Genomic DNA, 16,620 nt, shown 5'->3' on the forward strand with positions numbered 1-16,620 from the left:
TAACGGCAAGAAAAAAGAGATTTTCCCGGTGATTCGGTACGCGACCAGCTCGATAGAGTGATTGGTAATTTCGATTTAGGTAGTACTTTTTACTGCATTACTTACCCATCCATTTTTTAAAATCGCTTACTTTTTCCCGACTCACCAACGCTTCTTTTTCAAAGACGGGCTTCAGCCCTAGTGCCAGGCGATTACCAAAATACGGCTGAATCTGTTCCACACTGGCGTGCGTAACGATGACTCCCCGACTAATCCGGAAGAACAAATCCGGATCGAGCATATCGGTTAGTTCATCGAGGGTATAGTCTACCAGAAACTTCTGACCGGCATGGGTTTTAAAAAAGCTGAATCGCTCGTCGGTGAAGAAAAAGGCAATTTCGGCTACTTCTACTGATAACAGCCGCTGCCCCTGCCGTACCAGAAACCGCTTGCGGTATTCTTTGGTCTGCATCTGGTTTCGCCAGGCCTGTAGCACCTGATCCAGATTGAAGGGTAAGGACGGCTGTGCCCGAGCCGACAGATCATGGTACTTGCGAAGCCCGCGTTCGAGTTCTTCCCGCTGTACGGGTTTGAGCAGGTAATCGATACTATTGACCTTGAAGGCCTGCAGAGCGTATTCGTCGTAGGACGTGGTAAAAATGATGGTACTGAAAATATCGACCTGTTCGAAAATGGCGAAGCTTTGTCCATCGGCCAGTTCAATATCCATGAAAATCAGATCCGGTTCGGCATGGCCCTGCTGTCGGTTGCTTTCAATCCAGTCAACGGTTTCTTCGATACTCGCCGTCGAGGCCAGTACTGTTAGACTGGGTTCGATTTCCTGTAACAACCGAATCAGCTTGCGGACGGCTAATTCTTCATCTTCAACGATTAAAACGTTCATATATCCGATACATTTTCAGTGAATAAAGGCAACAGAATTTTAAAGTGATCGGGACCGTTGGTAATCTGCGGTTCCGGCTGATCGAGTAAGCGGTAACGGGCGGTAATGTTAGACAGCCCCACCTTCGTCGATTCAACGACGCCCGGACGTTTGGCTTTGGTTTGCAGGTTATTACTTACCAGCAATTCACCCGTCGTTGTCGTACCAATGTGAATATGCAGGGGCTTGGTAGCCAGAATGACGTTGTGCTTCACCGCATTTTCCACCAGCATCTGAAGGGTCAGGGGTGGCAACTGGTACTTGAGATATGCCGGATCGACGGCTACATCGAGGTGTAAACCAGCTCCGTACCGGGTTTTGAGCAAGTGGTAATAGGAATGAATAAAGGCCAGCTCTACCGAGAGCGGCGTTAGTTCGCGTTCGCTGGTCTGTAGCAGATAGCGATAGACTTTCGCCATTTCATTGACAAAGTCCTCAGCTTTCTGCGGCTCGTCGGCGATGAGTGACGAGAGTGAGTTTAAACTGTTGAACAGAAAATGGGGACTGATCTGACTCCGCAAGCTCTGCAATTGACCCTGCAAACGGGCTTTCTTGAGTGTTTCCTTATTTTTCTGGCTCGCCTGCCATTGTTCCAGGGAATAAAATACTTCATAGATAAAGACAAAGGCTAGCAGCGAAAACACATCGACGGCGTACAAAAACACGAGCGTGGGCGGCGTGACATCTGCTCCGGCAAGCCGCTTGAACAGATGATTCCACGTGGGAATGATGCCATGATTGGCCTGCATGGCTTCGAGCGATATTTCCGTGTGAAAGAACCCGCCCAGAGCAAACAGCGTCAGATAGAAATACAGAAAAAAGGCGGTCAGGAACGTGAAACTCAGCGTCATCCAGATAATCCGCTTGACCGTTTGCCGCAAGTGGGGGTACCGACGGGTAATTACGTCAGCCGCGTAGTTATGAGCGACAAAAGCAACGGTACTCAGGATACCTACCACCAGCGTTCCGCCCAGGAAATTTGACCAGTTTTGCAGGTACGGACGCCCAATCAGCAAATACGCCATCAGGGGAATAATCCAGGGAGCGATGAAGGCGTACATCCAGCGACTCCGGGCCGTGGGGAAGCAGCGATGAATCAGCTCTTTCATACCGCCTGTAGTAAAGGAAGTTCGACGATATACCGCTGATCCTCAACCAGCACCTGCACCGATTCACCCTGTAGTAAGCGGTAGCGGGCCATGAGCATCGACAGGCCAGCCCGGTTAAGCGGAATGGTTACGGAACGTTTCTGGAGGGAATTGCTTACTCGTAATAGCGTTGGTGAATTCGCCCGAATCTGAATGGATAAGGGCTGCTGGGCCAGTACGACATTGTGTTTGATGGCATTGTCGACCAGCGTCTGGAGTGTCAGCACGGGTAGGTACTGCGTCCGGGCGGCCTCGCAGACGTTCACTTCCAGTGAAATGGCCGATCCATACCGGGTGTCGAGCAAATAGGAATAGGCCTGCAAAAAACGTAGTTCGGCTTCCAGCGTGACCAGTCCACCGCCCGGCATACTCATTTGCCCAGCCTGCAACAGATAACGGTATACGGTTGCCATCTCGTCCACAAAACGTTCCGCCTGACGCGGATTGTCGGCAATGAGTACGGACAGAGAATTTAAGCTATTAAACAGAAAATGCGGGTTCACCTGCTGTTTTACTTCTTCGAGCTGCATTTGTAACTGCTGATGTTCCAAAGCTTCCAGTTCTTCCTGATGAATCCGCCACTGCGTAAACGCATAGACGCCCTCACTCACCCCGGCCAGCAGAATATTCATACACGTCATCGCTGCCAGCACCCACGGAGCCTGTGCCGGTTTGTAGGAATAGCCGAACCACTGCGTAGCACCCAACGCATACATCAACTGCTGTCCCAGAAAAAAGTTGATTCCCACAAACAGACTGATCATACTGCTGAGCCGCAGAGCGGACTGGTGGGGATGCGGGAAATACACGCCAATTTGCTGAGCGAGCCACTGAAGGAAGAAGGCATCCATGGCATTGAAAACAAACATGATCAGGGAAATTCCCAGCATGTTTGTCCAGCTGGCCCAGTACAAACTTCCCCAAAAGAGGTAACAGAATACGGGCGTGTACACGACAATCAATAACCAGAGCAGGCCACCCCTGAACAAGTTGCGTTGTTCCAGAAAAGGAAATAATCTGGGCATGAGCGGATCCTGATTTTCAAACTTCGGTCGGATTTTCAGGGCCCTTGCCACTTTGCGTAGCAGCAATGAAAATGGCATTTCTTGGGGGCTTGGTCAGGGTAGGTAAAGCTACAATGGATTTAGTAAACCCCTGAGACTGCTCCTCCCCGAGCTGAAAAGATTTCTGACTGAATTGTTAAAAATCGTACATGAATTGCGGTACGGCAGGAAGTAACGTACAGACTGGGGCTGGAGAGGTGATGTATAGCGGAGCCGCTGGATTCCGTCGAACGTTCGGATGCATAGTCAGGTATCGTTTGGGTGGATAAAAATCACTGCAAACCTACCTCCTTCGTGCAAGGGATTAAACGCTTCGCTGGTTCAACTGGAAAAAGCGAGGAATGAACTGTTTTTTTTGTGCTATAATCCGGAAAAGCTCAATCATTCAAGCAATCTACTCTTTTGATAATCTGCACGTTACTAATTAAGAGTCGTTACATATGTCCCAGTTAGTCCGATACAATTGATCGGGCTTTTTCGGCGATTCATCCTTTGGAAGCCTCACTTGAGTAGAAACGCTCCTTGGAAGCAGCCGGGCGGCGTAAATCTTTGTATCACCAAACCGATTTCTACTTGGTTAAGGGATTTAAGGAGTTAGTACCGTTCAACCTTCCAATCAACGTCTGGAGAGATTCCTGCGATTTGAGTAACACCCAAGCGTAGGATCTCTCTTGTTTTTCACCTTCACCTTTCTTATTCCTCTTTTCAATTATGTTGGTAAAAATCCTAAAAGGAACCGGCATGGTACTGGGCTCCCTCGTCCTACTGCTGGGCATCGCCTATGCCGTCATTGCCCGGAACATTACGGAACGCGTCGAAAAAACGTACGACTTTGCCCGCGAAAGCTTTCCCATCCCAAACGACTCCCTCAGTATTGAACGCGGGAAACACGTCGCTCTCATCAAAGGCTGTATCGAATGTCACGGTGAAAACCTGGCCGGAAAAGTAATGATCGACGAGCCCCCCATGGGCCGACTCGTTGCCACCAACCTGACGCGTGGAAAAGGCGGCTTACCCGGCGACTACGCCGCCGAAGACTGGATACGAGCCCTGCGACACGGTGTGGGGCGTAACGGACGACCACTCATTTTTATGCCCTCGCACGAAACAACCCTGTTATCCCAGGAAGATATGGCCGCCCTGATTGCGTACTGCCGGCAACTACCCCCCGTGGACCAGGCGTGGGCTCCGATCAAGCTGGGACCCGTCGTTCAGGTGTTTTCATATTTGGATAAAATGCCCCTGCTGTCGGTTGAAAAAATTGATCACCACCGAGCCCTTCTGACGCAGGCCGATACCAGCGGTGGTATTGCTCAGGGAAAATACCTGGCCGTATCCTGCTCGGGTTGCCATCAGCCTGATTTCAAAGGCGGCGAAGGAGCCGCTCCCGGTTCGCCCCCCGTACCGAATCTGACCCGTAGCGGACACGTGGGCCAATGGACGCAGCAGCAATTCATCCATACGCTTCGAACGGGCCATACACCCGAAGGACGTGTCCTCAAGAATGAAGATATGCCCTGGAAAATGACCGCTCAGTATCAGGAAAAAGAACTCGTGGCTCTGTATAAATACTTCCGGAGTTTACCCTAACGGGGTCTTAGTCGGCTCTCCAAATCAACACACGAAGTCCGGCATCCGATTGCGTTCTCCACCTTCTTTTCAATCGAAGTCGGTTTTCTGTGGATTCAGTACGCTCATTTACCAGTTGATTCGGATTAGCCCTCCGCCTTCCATTTACCTGTTCAATCTTTGTATCAGTATTCTATCAAATCAACCTTCAATCATGTCACGTTTATCTGTATCTCTTTCGCTTAAAATGATTTTGTTCGGACTAATCCTGCTGGTTAGTTCCTGTAAAAAAGATCCCGAACCCGTTGATCCCGATAACCCGGGACAGGAGCAGCCTGATAACGGTGGCGGTGGAAACAACGGTACGTCGTCCTTACCCTGTGCGGGAAAAGACTTAAAAATTCAATCCTTCATTTTTACCCTAACCGAGGATGAAAGCGGTGAAGAAACAGGCGGCGATTTAGTCGAGGAATTTCCGGAGTGTGCCAAGGACGACCGCATCCGCTTCGAGAAAAACGGTAAGATCTCCGGCAGCGAAGGGAGTAAAGTATGCCCCCCCGACGAAGAGCCGGATACTGAAGTTCCCGTACCAGTAAACAGCCTCTGGAGCTACAATGCCCAGAATAAAACCTTCAAGATGTACGAGGAAGGAAATCCCAATGAGGCCGTTGTCTGGAAAGTGGATGAAGTCTCCAGCAGCTCGCTCAAAATCAGCATCACTGAAAAGTCCGAGGGCTACACGACCAAAATCGTTTTGTCTTTAAAACAGTAGAAGTCGCACGAGAACGGACGTTTATGCCAACCCACGCGTCCGTTCTTTATTCATTGTAAAAAATCGAGAGCGGTGTTTCTCTTCTGCAACCCGACCACGACTAAGCGTGTAGCATTGCTTATCTCACTCCTTTCTGATGGATCGCACCATGAAACTATTTTCCATCCTAGTCGGCCTCCTGTTTTCAACCGCAGCTCTGGCCCAACTTCCGAATGCCAACACCCTGAAAGCAACCATTAACGGGGAAGAATTCAAGAGTCAGCCCCGCCGGATTCGCATTGGAGCGTACTGGTGGATTACCGCCAACACGAATAAGCCTGATCAGTCCTTGCGTATCTGGCTGGGCAGTTACGATCATACGGACGGCATTGAGCCCGGTACATATCTGGTGGTAGACGCCGATAAAGCCGATAGCAAGGCCAATAAAGCCAAGGTTCAGGCGGGCAGCGGTTACAAAGGTCTGGCAGTGATTAAGTACGTAAAAGAGACCCGGGAGCCTCGCATGGAATACCACGTGGGCAAATCCCAGAATAATGATGAAACGGTAGTCGTGAAGAAGAATGCCGACGGTTCGCTTGAAGCTACGTTTAGCGGCGTACTGGCAGGCTCGTACTGGAAAGAAAAATCGAGTTCTACAGTTTTCGGCGGCATGGGCCGACTCATGAACAAAATGGAAGATAAAGTGATCACCAAAACGACGGGCTTTGATTCTTCCATCGATCCCGAAGGGAATGGGTACAAACAGCAGAGTAAAAAAGATTCACTGGTTCTAACCAATGGTACCTTTCATCTGCCCCTACCCAGCAAGCAATAATTGTCTATTCTGACCCTTGTAATGGCTCGCCACTCTAGCAGTGGCGAGCTTATTTTTTTAGAGTAACGACTGGTACACGTCCAGGTACTGGCTGGCACTGCGTTCCATACTGAAATTTTCGGCTCTTTTCTTCAACTGTTCAGCGAGTGGCGTGGTATTATAAGTATGCATGCCCTCCCGGAACACGCGTTGCATGTGCTCGGCTTCGAAATCGGAGAAATAGAAGGCGGCATCACCGCCGATTTCGGGCAATGAGGTCAGATTCGAAATAAAGACGGGTTTACCAAACGACATGGCTTCTACGACCGTAAAGCCAAAACCTTCGGCCAGTGAAGGATGTAGAAAGGCCATACAATGGTTGAGGTACCAGGCCTTTTCGCTTTCCGAAACCGGACCCGCCAGGAAAAGCCGGTCGCTCACGCCCATGTCTTCGGCCATGGTCCGCATTCGGGAGGCGTATTCGGGTTCATCGTGATGACCGGCTACGACTAACTCCAAATCGGGATTCGCCAGTAATAAAGGCAGTAGTACGTGGTAATTCTTTTTGGTATTCACGTAGCCCAAACCAAACAGAAAGGGACGACGGGGCCGATAGGAAGTAGATTCCAGGTGGGGTGCACTCAGCTTATTAAGACCATTGTGAATGACGTGAATGGGCTTACCATTTACGTCACAATTATTGAGTACGTCATTTTTAGTGAATTCCGAGATGCAAACAATGGCATCACTTCGGTCAATGAGGTTTTGTGTATGGGCTAAACTGCGGAGTTGTTCCTCGCGGGCTTTGCCTTCGTGCAGAGCATTTAAGTCATGGACCGTGAGTACCACACGGGTATCGCTATCCCGCTCGGGAATGATGCGGCCCGATTGAAACGGAGCATGCCAGACTTTACAGCCTGCCAGAAAAGGTTTCCAGATTTTATGCCATTTCCGTTCGATGATATGATGCTTCTCCGGCCGAAGCTGAAGCCGTTCTGCCGGTGGGACGTACATCATCATCGGCGGCATTTGCTGTTTTCGCAACAGCTTGTTCACCTGTTCGCTCATGTTTAAGCAATAGTGATACAAGCCTGAGTTGGGAAACTTCATTAACCCGCAGTCAAGGATTATTGAGGACATAAATTTCTATATGTTAAAGGACACGACTGTATTCGCTGCCTAGATAGAGCAGGTTCTGACGATAGGGAGCATACCCCAAAATGGGCTTGCTCCTGCGAATACAGACGAACGAAATAATTGACGAACCTGATTAGCTCAGACCCTCCGGGCCCGCCTGTGGAAGACCTAAAAAAGGCTTTCCAGCAAAGCTACCCTGTTTGTACAGACACCAGTTGTAGAGCAGGAGTTGGATTGCCTCCAACAAATAATGTGCAAACGGGCGTATTCGTTGCGTGTATAATTAACCGATTCAGTGGAAGCCTTATTGTTCATTGCTCGAAAACACCCGAATTTACTGTCTCTTTTTTAAAGGAATGGCTCGGGATTTTTATACCTATTAAAGCCCTGTTTTTCTGATTCATACCTATAGCACTGGTAAAAGCTTTAAAAAGACATTTTGTTTTTCTTACCGCCGCACTACCGTTTATTTTTTCATTATTTTTTCTGTTGTTTCCAACGTTTTACCCCTCAAATCGGGTCTTTGAGAGGCCATTTGGGAGTATTGTTAAGGCAAAGACCTTTCATGGATTGCCGGAAAAATAGCCAGTCAAAGGTGTCATTCGCCCCATTCCGACTTTATTTTTGCCCTGGTAAAGCCTCTATCCATACATAAACCAATCTCCAGTTCGTTGATTCGAGGGTGGTAAGTTGTTTGATCTTCCTGTAATTCCGAGTAACGTGTCAGCGTTCTTACTCCCTAAAAAATTTAGAAGTTAGCAAGTAAATGAAAATCTATAGTCGTCTTCTGAAGTACGTAACGCCACTCAGAAAATTCATCGTTCCGTTTTTTCTGTTTACGTTAGCGTCGGTCTTTTTTAGCGTTTTTCAATTCGCTCTGATTATCCCCCTTCTGAACTTTTTATTTGACTCTTCACACATCGCTGAAGAGGCTGCCCAATACGCCCGGGAACCTGAATTTACATTTTCAGGTAGCTATTTTAAGGACTATTTCTATCACTTGATTTACCAGTTCAAAGTCAGCGATCCCATTTATGCCCTGTACTTTTTAGCGGCCATGATCGTGACTTCGGTATTATTGTCGAACACCTTCCGGTATTTCGCCCAGCGTTGTCTGCTCAATGCCCGTACCATGCTGGTCAAACGACTGCGAGAAGCTCTTTTCGAAAAAATCAATCATCTGCACCTGGGCTATTTCACCAAAGAACACAAAGGCGATTTGCTCTCCCGACTCAACGGGGATGTATACGCGATCGAAAGCGTAGCTTCCAGTTCGCTCGAAGTTATTTTCAAAGAGCCCTATACGTTCATTGGCTACTTCATTGCTCTGTTTGCCATCTCTACGAAGCTGACCCTGTTTACGCTGGTTATCATTCCAGTATCGGCCATAGGAATTGCCGCCGTTACGAAGAGTCTACGCAAAGAAGCTCAGGATGTACAGGCTTCCATGGGCCGTTTGCTGACGCTGATGGACGAATCGCTGATGGGTATGCGTATCATTCGGTCCTTCAACGCTACGCCATTTATCCTGAAACGCTTTAGTCAGGAAAACGACTTTTACCGGAAAGCCAGCTCACAGGGTTTCAAACGTCGCGAACTGGCTCCGGCCTTTTCGGAGGCATCGGGTGTTTTTGTAGTAGCCTGTATTCTGGTGTACGGGGGTAGTCTGGTACTGAGTCAGGAAGGAGGCTTGCAGGCGAGTGCTTTCATCGCGTTCATTGCCATTTTCTCGCAGGTGATCCGCCCGGCGAAGGCTATTGTGGTAGCCCTTACGAACATTCAGCAGGGACGGGCCGCGGGTGAGCGTATCCTGGAAATTCTGGACAAGCCCATTCTGGTACAGGATAAACCCGATGCCGTAGAGCTAACGAACTTCCGCGATAAAATTGAATTCCGGAATGTTTCCTTCCAGTACGGCGATGCGGCGGTGTTACAAAACATGAGTTTTACGCTTGAAAAAGGCAAGAAAATGGCTCTTGTTGGACCTTCGGGTGTAGGTAAATCAACCATTGCGGATCTTATCCCGCGTTTCTACGACGTAACCGACGGTGAGATTTTGATTGATGGCCGGGATGTACGGGATTATAAGATGGAATCGCTACGGAATCAGATGAGTTTTGTATCGCAGGAAATCATTCTGTTTAACGATACGATTTTCAATAACATCGCCCTGGGTCAGCCCAACGCGACGATGGAGGAAGTCATTCACGCGGCCAAAGTAGCCAATGCCCACGATTTTATTACGCAAACCGAAGACGGTTACCAGACCATTATTGGCGATCGGGGCATCCGGCTATCGGGTGGTCAGCGTCAACGCTTGAGCATTGCCCGGGCGGTATTCAAAAAATCATCCATTCTGATTTTGGATGAAGCAACCTCTGCGTTGGATACGGAATCGGAAAAATCCGTTCAGGAAGCCCTGGATCATCTGATGGTTGATAAAACCACGCTGGTAATTGCCCACCGGCTTAGTACGATCAAGGATGTCGATGAAATCCTTATCTTACATCAGGGACAAATTGTTGAACGGGGTAGCCACGAAGAACTCGTCGAAGTAGAAGAAGGCGTGTACCGCCGCCTGACGATGTTACAAAACGTATAAACTTCCCTGACTAAAAAAAACCGCTTCCTGCCGAAGCGGTTTTTTTGTTTTCATTTAGCTGGATGTACTGAATGACGGACCTTCGTTCTGAGCTGACGTTTAGGCGAACGCATGGCCCGTTAGTCATGAATATGTATGCAGGATTATCTTTTTAGAAGTTTTCGTATTACTTTTTCAGCCTCGAATGTTCGTCCATGCGGTTACTCTATTTCCAAGGTCTGCTGATGATGCTTTCTTACGTAACTACTGCTCAATCGTTTGAAGTACAGGGACACCGCGGTTGTCGGGGGTTAGAACCCGAAAATACGATCCCGGCTTTTCTGAAAGCTCTGGAGCTGGGGATAGTTACGCTGGAGCTTGACGTGGTGCTTTCGCAGGATCATCAGGTAGTCGTTTCTCACGACTGGTACTTCAATGCCCGCTTTAGCACGAAACCCGATGGAACGCCCGTACGCCGGGCCGAAGAGAAAACCTTACGTTTGGATCAGATGCCGTATGATCGAATCAAACGTTATGATGTCGGGCAACGCGGCCACGCCGATTTCCCGGAGCAGAAAGCCCAGGCAGCCTACAAGCCGCTCCTGAGTGAAGTAATTGCGACGGCAGATGCCTATGCTCAGCAGCACCAGCTGCCCCTGCCCCAGTACAACATTGAAATCAAAACGGAAGCACATACCACTCCGGAGATCATTTGTCCGCTGGTAGCTCAGGTGTTAACCATTCCCGCAGAACGCTTTTGTATTCAAAGTTTTGATTTGGCCGTGTTACGCTACTGGAAAGCCCAGCAAGAGAAGGGTACCTTTTCCAACAATAAGCTTTCCGTGCTGGTTACTATGAAAGGTCTGACTCGTAGTTTGAAAGAATTAGGATTCCGGCCCGATATTTTTAGTCCTCAATACCGATTCATTTCCAGGCGAACCGTACGTAAAGCTCACGATCTGGGCATTCGAGTCATTCCCTGGACCGTTAACGAGCTGCAAACCATGCAGCACCTGCAACAGATCGGGGTGGATGGATTGATTACGGATTATCCAAATCGATTTAAAAAGTGATAGATTTGAGTCTCTGGTTTTCGTGAATGTGGTGATTCGCACTGAAATGTTCTAAAACCCTTCGTCCGTTAAGCTTCAGCATGCCTATGCTACCCCTTTTTAATGATACGCTGGTCTGGATTCTGCAACGTCGGCTAGCCCGTATCGAAGCCTTTCGCCGTGATCCCTGGCCTATTCAGGAACGACAGCTCCAGCGGCTTATTCGCTCGGGACGGTCAACCGTATGGGGTAAACAGTACGGCTACCGTCACATCCGTAGCCTCGCCGATTTCCAACGCGAGGTACCTGTCTCGACGTACGAAGATCTGTTTCCGTACATTGAGCGAGTGATGAAAGGAGAAGATCGGGTACTATGGCCTTCACCGATTCGCTTTTTCTCGAAATCTTCGGGCACGACCAATGCCCGTAGCAAGTATATACCCGTCACCCGCGAAGCCCTCGATGAAGGGCATTTCCGGGCGGGTAAAGACATGATGGCCCTCTGGGTAGATCATAAGCCTGATACCCGGGTATTTGAAGGAAAAGGTCTGTCTATTGGGGGAAGTTTAGCCCAGAATCAACTTAACGAACGCACCGTAACGGGTGATATTTCGGCGGTGGTGATGAAAAACCTGCCTTCCTGGGCTCAGTTCATTCGTACACCTTCCCTGCAAACGGCCCTGATGGATGGTTGGGAATCGAAAATTCAACGGATGGCCGAAGAAGTTTCGCAGGTCAACGTTACGAGTGCTCTGGGCGTACCCACCTGGACGCTCGTTCTGATTCAGAAGGTACTGGAACTGACCGGCAAAAAGAATATTCTGGAGGTTTGGCCAAATTTTGAAGTCTTCATTCACGGAGCCGTGGCCTTTCAGCCCTATCGTGAACTTTTCAAACGAGAAGTTTTTCAGTGCGATACAGTCCGGTACCTGGAAACGTATAATGCCTCCGAAGGTTTCTTTGGTCTTCAGGATGACCTGAGTCGGGTAGATGAATTGCTACTGATGCTGGACTATGGCATTTTTTACGAATTTGTCCCGCTGGAAGAACTCGGTAAAACGCATCCGAAAGCCTATACGCTACCCGAAGTAGAATTGAACCGCAATTACGCCGTAGTTATTTCGACGAATGCCGGTTTGTGGCGATACCTCATTGGTGATACCGTACGCTTTACTTCCAAGTATCCGTACCGTATTAAAATCTCTGGTCGTACCAAACACTTCATTAACGCATTCGGTGAAGAAGTTATCATTGAAAATGCTGAAACAGCCCTGACGCGGGCCTGCCAGGCGACGGGAGCCACCATTGCCGACTACACCGCCGCTCCGGTCTACATGGGCAATGGCAGCAGTCGGCACGGCAATCGCGGTGGTCACGAGTGGGTGATTGAATTTTCAACGCCGCCCAGCAATCCAGACTTGTTTGTAGATGTGCTCGACGAAACGCTTCGGCAGGTTAATTCTGATTACGATGCCAAACGCAGCTTTGATCTGGCTCTGATTCGTCCCGTCGTTCACATGGTGCCGCACGGCACCTTCTACGAATGGATGAAAGTGAAAGGCAAACTAGGCGGTCAGCATAAAGTACCCCGCTTATCGAATTCAAGAGAATACGTGGAAGAAATCCTGCACATCAGTCCTGAACATCTGGAAATCTGATGGCTTCGTGATCCGTAAAAAAAGAGCGACTTCTGGAGAAGCCGCTCTTTTTATGGGTGAAAAGGAAAGCTAATTAAAGCGTTACGCCAACGGAAAGTTGAGCAGATGTATTTTTTGCATTACCCAACACTTGTTGAGCCACAAATGAATCCGCCACTTTCTGCAGACCCAGGTTGTACCGCGTACTGATCAGGAATTTACCAAAATACAGGGTTAGTCCTGCTCCTACACCGTAATCAAACCGTTTGAAGTTATCGGTATCCAATACCGTTGATGCTCCACCTAAACTATTATTGTTTTCAGCGGCAGCTTTCAACAGATAGCCAACATACGGTCCGGCGTGAATATCGACAAAATCTCCAATCTTAAACGTAGCCAGCACGGGTACTTCTACATAATTCAATTTGAACTTGTTTTCATTTTCAAAATTAGCGACATTAAAGGTAGCCCGGGTTCCTTTGTTCGTATAACCTACCTCCGGCTGGATATACAGGAAATCGGTAATCACCGGAATCTGGGTAAAGGCACTGACGTGGAAACCATACAAGGGATTTCGGTCCGTGTATTCCTTGATGCGAAGGTTACTGGCCGAGAATCCTCCCCGAATCCCGGTACGAGCCGTAATAGACTGGGCAAAAACGCTGGTCGTAGCCAGACAGAAGGCAAAAATGATTGCTAATTTTTTCATGGATTAAAAGGGTTGAGCGATGAATGTGTTCCTAGGGCTTACTTATTGCCCCTTCTGAGCGTCCTGTTTCATTTGTTCGTTCGCAGAATCGCGATTTCTACCCGGCGGTTCAGGCGACGACCGTCTTCGGTATCATTGCTGGCTACCGGTTGATTGAAGCCGTACCCTTTGATGGTCATCCGACTGGCTCCTACGCCTTCCTGACGTAAAAAGCTGGATACGGCAGCGGCCCGGCGTTCGGACAGATCCTGGTTGTATTCGGCCGTACCCCGGTTATCGGCGTGACCTTCAATCAGCAAATTGGTATCGGGATTTTTCTTCAGCGTTTCAGCCAGTTTAGCCAGATTTTCGCGGGTTTGCGGACTGATTTCCGTCGAGTTATAGGCAAACAGTAACTGGCCATCCATCGTTACGCGAATCCCTTCACCGACGCGTTCTACCTTGGCGGCTTCGCCCATGTCTTTCTCAATCTGTTTGGCCTGTTTATCCATCTTACGACCAATGATTGCTCCGGCGGCACCCCCTACAGTTGCTCCCAGAATGGCTCCAATGGCGGTGTTCTTTGAAGCACTACCAATCACGCCTCCGACTACGGCTCCGGCACCTACGCCAATGGCCGTACCTTTCTGCGTTTTATTAAACTTGGATTTTTTCGGTTCCTGAGCGTTTCGGTTACACGAGAAAAAACTGGCACTAAGCGTGGAAGCCAAAACCATCATCCACATGCCTTTTACAATTACGCGTTTCATGGCTTTACTAAAGATTGTTTACGAATGTACCTACGAAAAAAAGGTCGCCCGGAGTTTAAAAATGATCTTGAGATTTGTTAAAGAGCGTTAAAACCATTTATACATCACTGATATTCAGCCTAATGCTTAAAGATCACACCATTAATCCGCAACGATGAAAAATGGGAAATTATTTACTCAAACCACAAATACTCTAAAAAAAACGACTCTTCCCAAGGCTGGAAAGAGTCGTCAGTACTAAAATAAAAACCAAATAAATCCTATACGTTAAGCTTCAGGCGTTCGACGACCTGATTTCCAACGAGGTGGCTCTGAACGATTTCTTCTACGTCGGATAATTGTACATTTCCGTAAAATACGCCTTCCGGATACACGACCATGGCAGGTCCGAATGCACATACGTCCAGACAACCCGTCTTCTGAGCACGAATATCGACTTGTAAACCCAGTTCCTTGATTCTTCCCTTAAAGGCTTCTACCAGAGCCAGTCCGTGTTCTTCGCCGCAGGAACGCTTCGGGGCAGGTTTTTGATTGGTACAGATGAAAAGATGCTTTTTATATTTCATAAGGCTCGTTACTTGAGCTACAAAAATAAGGCTCAAACACTGGTATACACTACTTTCCTTGGTTTTAGATCAGAGCCGGGGCTAAGAGAGGCATCGTTACCACAAAATGACCGCCGGTATCACTGATAACAGGCTCGGGTTGAGCCAGTAGGCGATACTTCGAAGCAATGTTCGCCAGTCCTACCTGATGCGATACGACCCGCGTTGTTTTGCGTTGCAGGTTATTGCCCACCCGTAACCATCCCTCTTCGGTAACACCGATGGTGATACGTAAGGGCTGATGGGGCTGGATTCGATTGTGTTTCACCGCGTTTTCAACCAGTAACTGTAGGGTTAGCGGAGGTAATAACCACTCCCGATACGAAGCGGCTACCTCAATCGACAACTCAACTCCCTGCTGGTACCGCGTCCGGAGCAAATGATAGTAGGCTTCGATGAAATCCAGTTCCTGGGAAAGACAGGCCAAATCCTGATCATTGGTTTGCAGCAAATACCGATAGACGCGGGCCAGTTGTTCGACGAATTGCTCCGCCTGACGAGGTTCCTCCGTAATCAGCATTGAGAGCACATTCAAACTATTAAAGAGAAAATGCGGATTGACCTGATTTTTGAGAATTTCCAGCTGATTGACCAGAGCTTCGCGTTTGTACGCCTCGGCCATGAGCGTCTTTTCTTTCCATTTCTGGAAGGTATAGTAACTCTCGTACAAGCCTACCGTTAAGAAACTGGCCGTAATACTTATGCAACCAATCGTTACATACGTAGAAAAGGTTGGAGCAAAAGTCGCCATTCGTTCATACACCCCTACCTGTTTGTACACGCCCCAGAAGATAAGAACGGTAACTACGGTATTCATCAGAACAAACACTCCCAACTCCAGAGCAATCCGTTTCGGCGTTTGTTCAATGCCCGGATATCGGCTGATGATTCGACGGATGAGTACCGCCTGAATCAACAATCCACCAAAAACAATCAGGTACGAGGCACTGGTGGTCACCAGAAAAATCTTTCCGTTCTGAACATAAGGTTTGCCCAGCCATACGAAGTTGCCCAGGGGTACGGTCCAGGAAACAATGCCCAGTAACATCCAGACATTCGCTCCGGATAGTTGAATAAACGGTAAGCTAAATAAACGGTGGATAAACGTTTTCATTCCAGAGCCGGATCGGATACAGAGGTAGGCATGCAGCCCGATAGGTCCTGAAAAGCGATCAGGCCCCTACCTTTGAAAAGAATCACACACCGGGCGGAAAAGCGTACTTACCTTTTCATAATGGCTACGTAAATATAAGTAAAGCAGTCCCGTATTTGATGGATCCGATCCGGTAAATTCTTGCGTTTGGCTACTCTTTTTCAGACGCTTGTACTTCGTCCAGCACTTCCAGCGAATCACCGACCTGAATGTTTCCCTCCTGTAAGACTTTCGCCGTAATGCCGCCGTGTCCCCGCATGGCGTTGTATCCACCCACACCGAGCACTTCTTCCATCCGACTGCAGGGATGGCATTCACCCGTGTATTCGAGTACGACTTCACCGATTTTAAACTGTTTACCTTTTAAGGCCTGTAGGTTCACGCCCCGAATGACCAGATTTCTGCGTACGTCAGCCGGGTCTACCTGTTCGCGGCCGACGAAAGAAGCAACGGCATCCAGGTGCTCGCGGGAAATCAGCGTTACCTGTCGCTTGCTTTCGGGTTGACCTTTATAACGGTCGCCATCCAGTCCCGTACCGATGCGTACGTAGGTTTCGGGTACGGATTCTACGGGTTTACGCGGACCGGTTCGTAAGCCAATCCATTCCAGGGTGCCGGGCTGGCTAAAGTGATTCATCAGTCCGTGCATGGGTCTTTCCTCTGCCATTGTCATTTCTAGTTTGTATAACGAAAGATACCCATAAAAATCGTACGTCCGGTAACTCACCC

General features: G+C 48.7%; 15 protein-coding genes. 6 read left to right on the forward strand and 9 right to left on the reverse strand.

All coding sequences use genetic code 11. The annotated features are described in order from the left end of the window. Window positions 1-97: 97 nt before the first annotated feature. The 3 genes from BWI93_RS20575 to BWI93_RS20585 are packed head-to-tail and all read right to left on the reverse strand — an operon-like array spanning window position 98 to window position 3,095. Complete coding sequence (locus BWI93_RS20575) at window positions 98-883, reverse strand: LytTR family DNA-binding domain-containing protein (RefSeq protein WP_094814777.1); 786 nt, start codon at window positions 881-883, stop codon at window positions 98-100. Beyond that, the gene (locus tag BWI93_RS20580; protein WP_094814779.1) at window positions 880-2,031 is read right to left on the reverse strand and encodes a sensor histidine kinase; all 1,152 of its coding nucleotides are present in this window, start codon (window positions 2,029-2,031) and stop codon (window positions 880-882) included. The genes BWI93_RS20575 and BWI93_RS20580 overlap by 4 nt, the downstream gene beginning before the upstream one ends. After that, the gene (locus tag BWI93_RS20585; protein ID WP_176454289.1) at window positions 2,028-3,095 is read right to left on the reverse strand and encodes a sensor histidine kinase; all 1,068 of its coding nucleotides are present in this window, start codon (window positions 3,093-3,095) and stop codon (window positions 2,028-2,030) included. The genes BWI93_RS20580 and BWI93_RS20585 overlap by 4 nt, the downstream gene beginning before the upstream one ends. A 780-nt stretch (window positions 3,096-3,875) precedes the next feature. On the opposite strand from BWI93_RS20585, the gene BWI93_RS20590 reads away from it, so the two are divergent. The 3 genes from BWI93_RS20590 (at window position 3,876) to BWI93_RS20600 (ending at window position 6,289) form a co-directional block, all read left to right on the forward strand. Beyond that, window positions 3,876-4,724 (forward strand): c-type cytochrome, encoded by an 849-nt coding sequence (locus BWI93_RS20590; protein WP_255157978.1) that lies wholly within the window; start codon window positions 3,876-3,878, stop codon window positions 4,722-4,724. 193 nt (window positions 4,725-4,917) lie between these two features. Then, a complete protein-coding gene (locus BWI93_RS20595) occupies window positions 4,918-5,475 on the forward strand; it encodes a hypothetical protein (RefSeq protein ID WP_141217546.1) in 558 nt (185 codons plus the stop codon). Between the two features lie 148 nt (window positions 5,476-5,623). Beyond that, window positions 5,624-6,289: a hypothetical protein gene (locus tag BWI93_RS20600; protein ID WP_094815050.1), complete on the forward strand. Its 666-nt coding sequence runs from the start codon at window positions 5,624-5,626 to the stop codon at window positions 6,287-6,289. A 57-nt stretch (window positions 6,290-6,346) separates the two neighbouring features. Here BWI93_RS20600 and BWI93_RS20605 read toward each other — a convergent pair whose 3' ends face one another. Then, window positions 6,347-7,336 carry a glycosyltransferase family 1 protein gene (locus BWI93_RS20605; RefSeq protein ID WP_158242793.1) on the reverse strand — a complete coding sequence of 330 codons (990 nt, stop codon included), beginning with the start codon at window positions 7,334-7,336 and terminating at the stop codon, window positions 6,347-6,349. Window positions 7,337-8,171: 835 nt separating this feature from the next. On the opposite strand from BWI93_RS20605, the gene BWI93_RS20610 reads away from it, so the two are divergent. The 3 genes from BWI93_RS20610 (at window position 8,172) to BWI93_RS20620 (ending at window position 12,696) form a co-directional block, all read left to right on the forward strand. Beyond that, on the forward strand, window positions 8,172-10,007 hold the full coding sequence (locus tag BWI93_RS20610; protein WP_094814789.1) for an ABC transporter ATP-binding protein: 1,836 nt from the start codon (window positions 8,172-8,174) through the stop codon (window positions 10,005-10,007). 194 nt (window positions 10,008-10,201) lie between these two features. After that, window positions 10,202-11,059 carry a glycerophosphodiester phosphodiesterase family protein gene (locus BWI93_RS20615; protein WP_094814791.1) on the forward strand — a complete coding sequence of 286 codons (858 nt, stop codon included), beginning with the start codon at window positions 10,202-10,204 and terminating at the stop codon, window positions 11,057-11,059. A gap of 86 nt (window positions 11,060-11,145) precedes the next feature. Further along, window positions 11,146-12,696 carry a GH3 auxin-responsive promoter family protein gene (locus BWI93_RS20620; RefSeq protein WP_094814793.1) on the forward strand — a complete coding sequence of 517 codons (1,551 nt, stop codon included), beginning with the start codon at window positions 11,146-11,148 and terminating at the stop codon, window positions 12,694-12,696. A gap of 73 nt (window positions 12,697-12,769) precedes the next feature. On the opposite strand, the gene BWI93_RS20625 is transcribed toward BWI93_RS20620, so the two are convergent. The 5 genes from BWI93_RS20625 to BWI93_RS20645 all read right to left on the reverse strand — a co-directional run bounded on the left by BWI93_RS20625 (window position 12,770) and on the right by BWI93_RS20645 (window position 16,558). Further along, window positions 12,770-13,384: a porin family protein gene (locus BWI93_RS20625; protein WP_094814795.1), complete on the reverse strand. Its 615-nt coding sequence runs from the start codon at window positions 13,382-13,384 to the stop codon at window positions 12,770-12,772. A gap of 68 nt (window positions 13,385-13,452) precedes the next feature. After that, the gene (locus BWI93_RS20630) at window positions 13,453-14,133 is read right to left on the reverse strand and encodes an OmpA family protein (RefSeq protein WP_094814797.1); all 681 of its coding nucleotides are present in this window, start codon (window positions 14,131-14,133) and stop codon (window positions 13,453-13,455) included. Window positions 14,134-14,393: 260 nt separating this feature from the next. Next, window positions 14,394-14,699 (reverse strand): ferredoxin, encoded by a 306-nt coding sequence (locus BWI93_RS20635; protein WP_094815052.1) that lies wholly within the window; start codon window positions 14,697-14,699, stop codon window positions 14,394-14,396. Between the two features lie 64 nt (window positions 14,700-14,763). Then, a complete protein-coding gene (locus BWI93_RS20640; protein WP_094814799.1) occupies window positions 14,764-15,852 on the reverse strand; it encodes a sensor histidine kinase in 1,089 nt (362 codons plus the stop codon). 190 nt (window positions 15,853-16,042) lie between these two features. Then, the gene (locus tag BWI93_RS20645; protein ID WP_094814801.1) at window positions 16,043-16,558 is read right to left on the reverse strand and encodes an MOSC domain-containing protein; all 516 of its coding nucleotides are present in this window, start codon (window positions 16,556-16,558) and stop codon (window positions 16,043-16,045) included. Window positions 16,559-16,620: the final 62 nt, after the last annotated feature.

The sequence above is a fragment of the Siphonobacter sp. BAB-5385 genome (genome assembly GCF_002261125.1).
In the GTDB taxonomy this organism is placed as follows: Bacteria; Bacteroidota; Bacteroidia; order Cytophagales; family Spirosomataceae; genus Siphonobacter.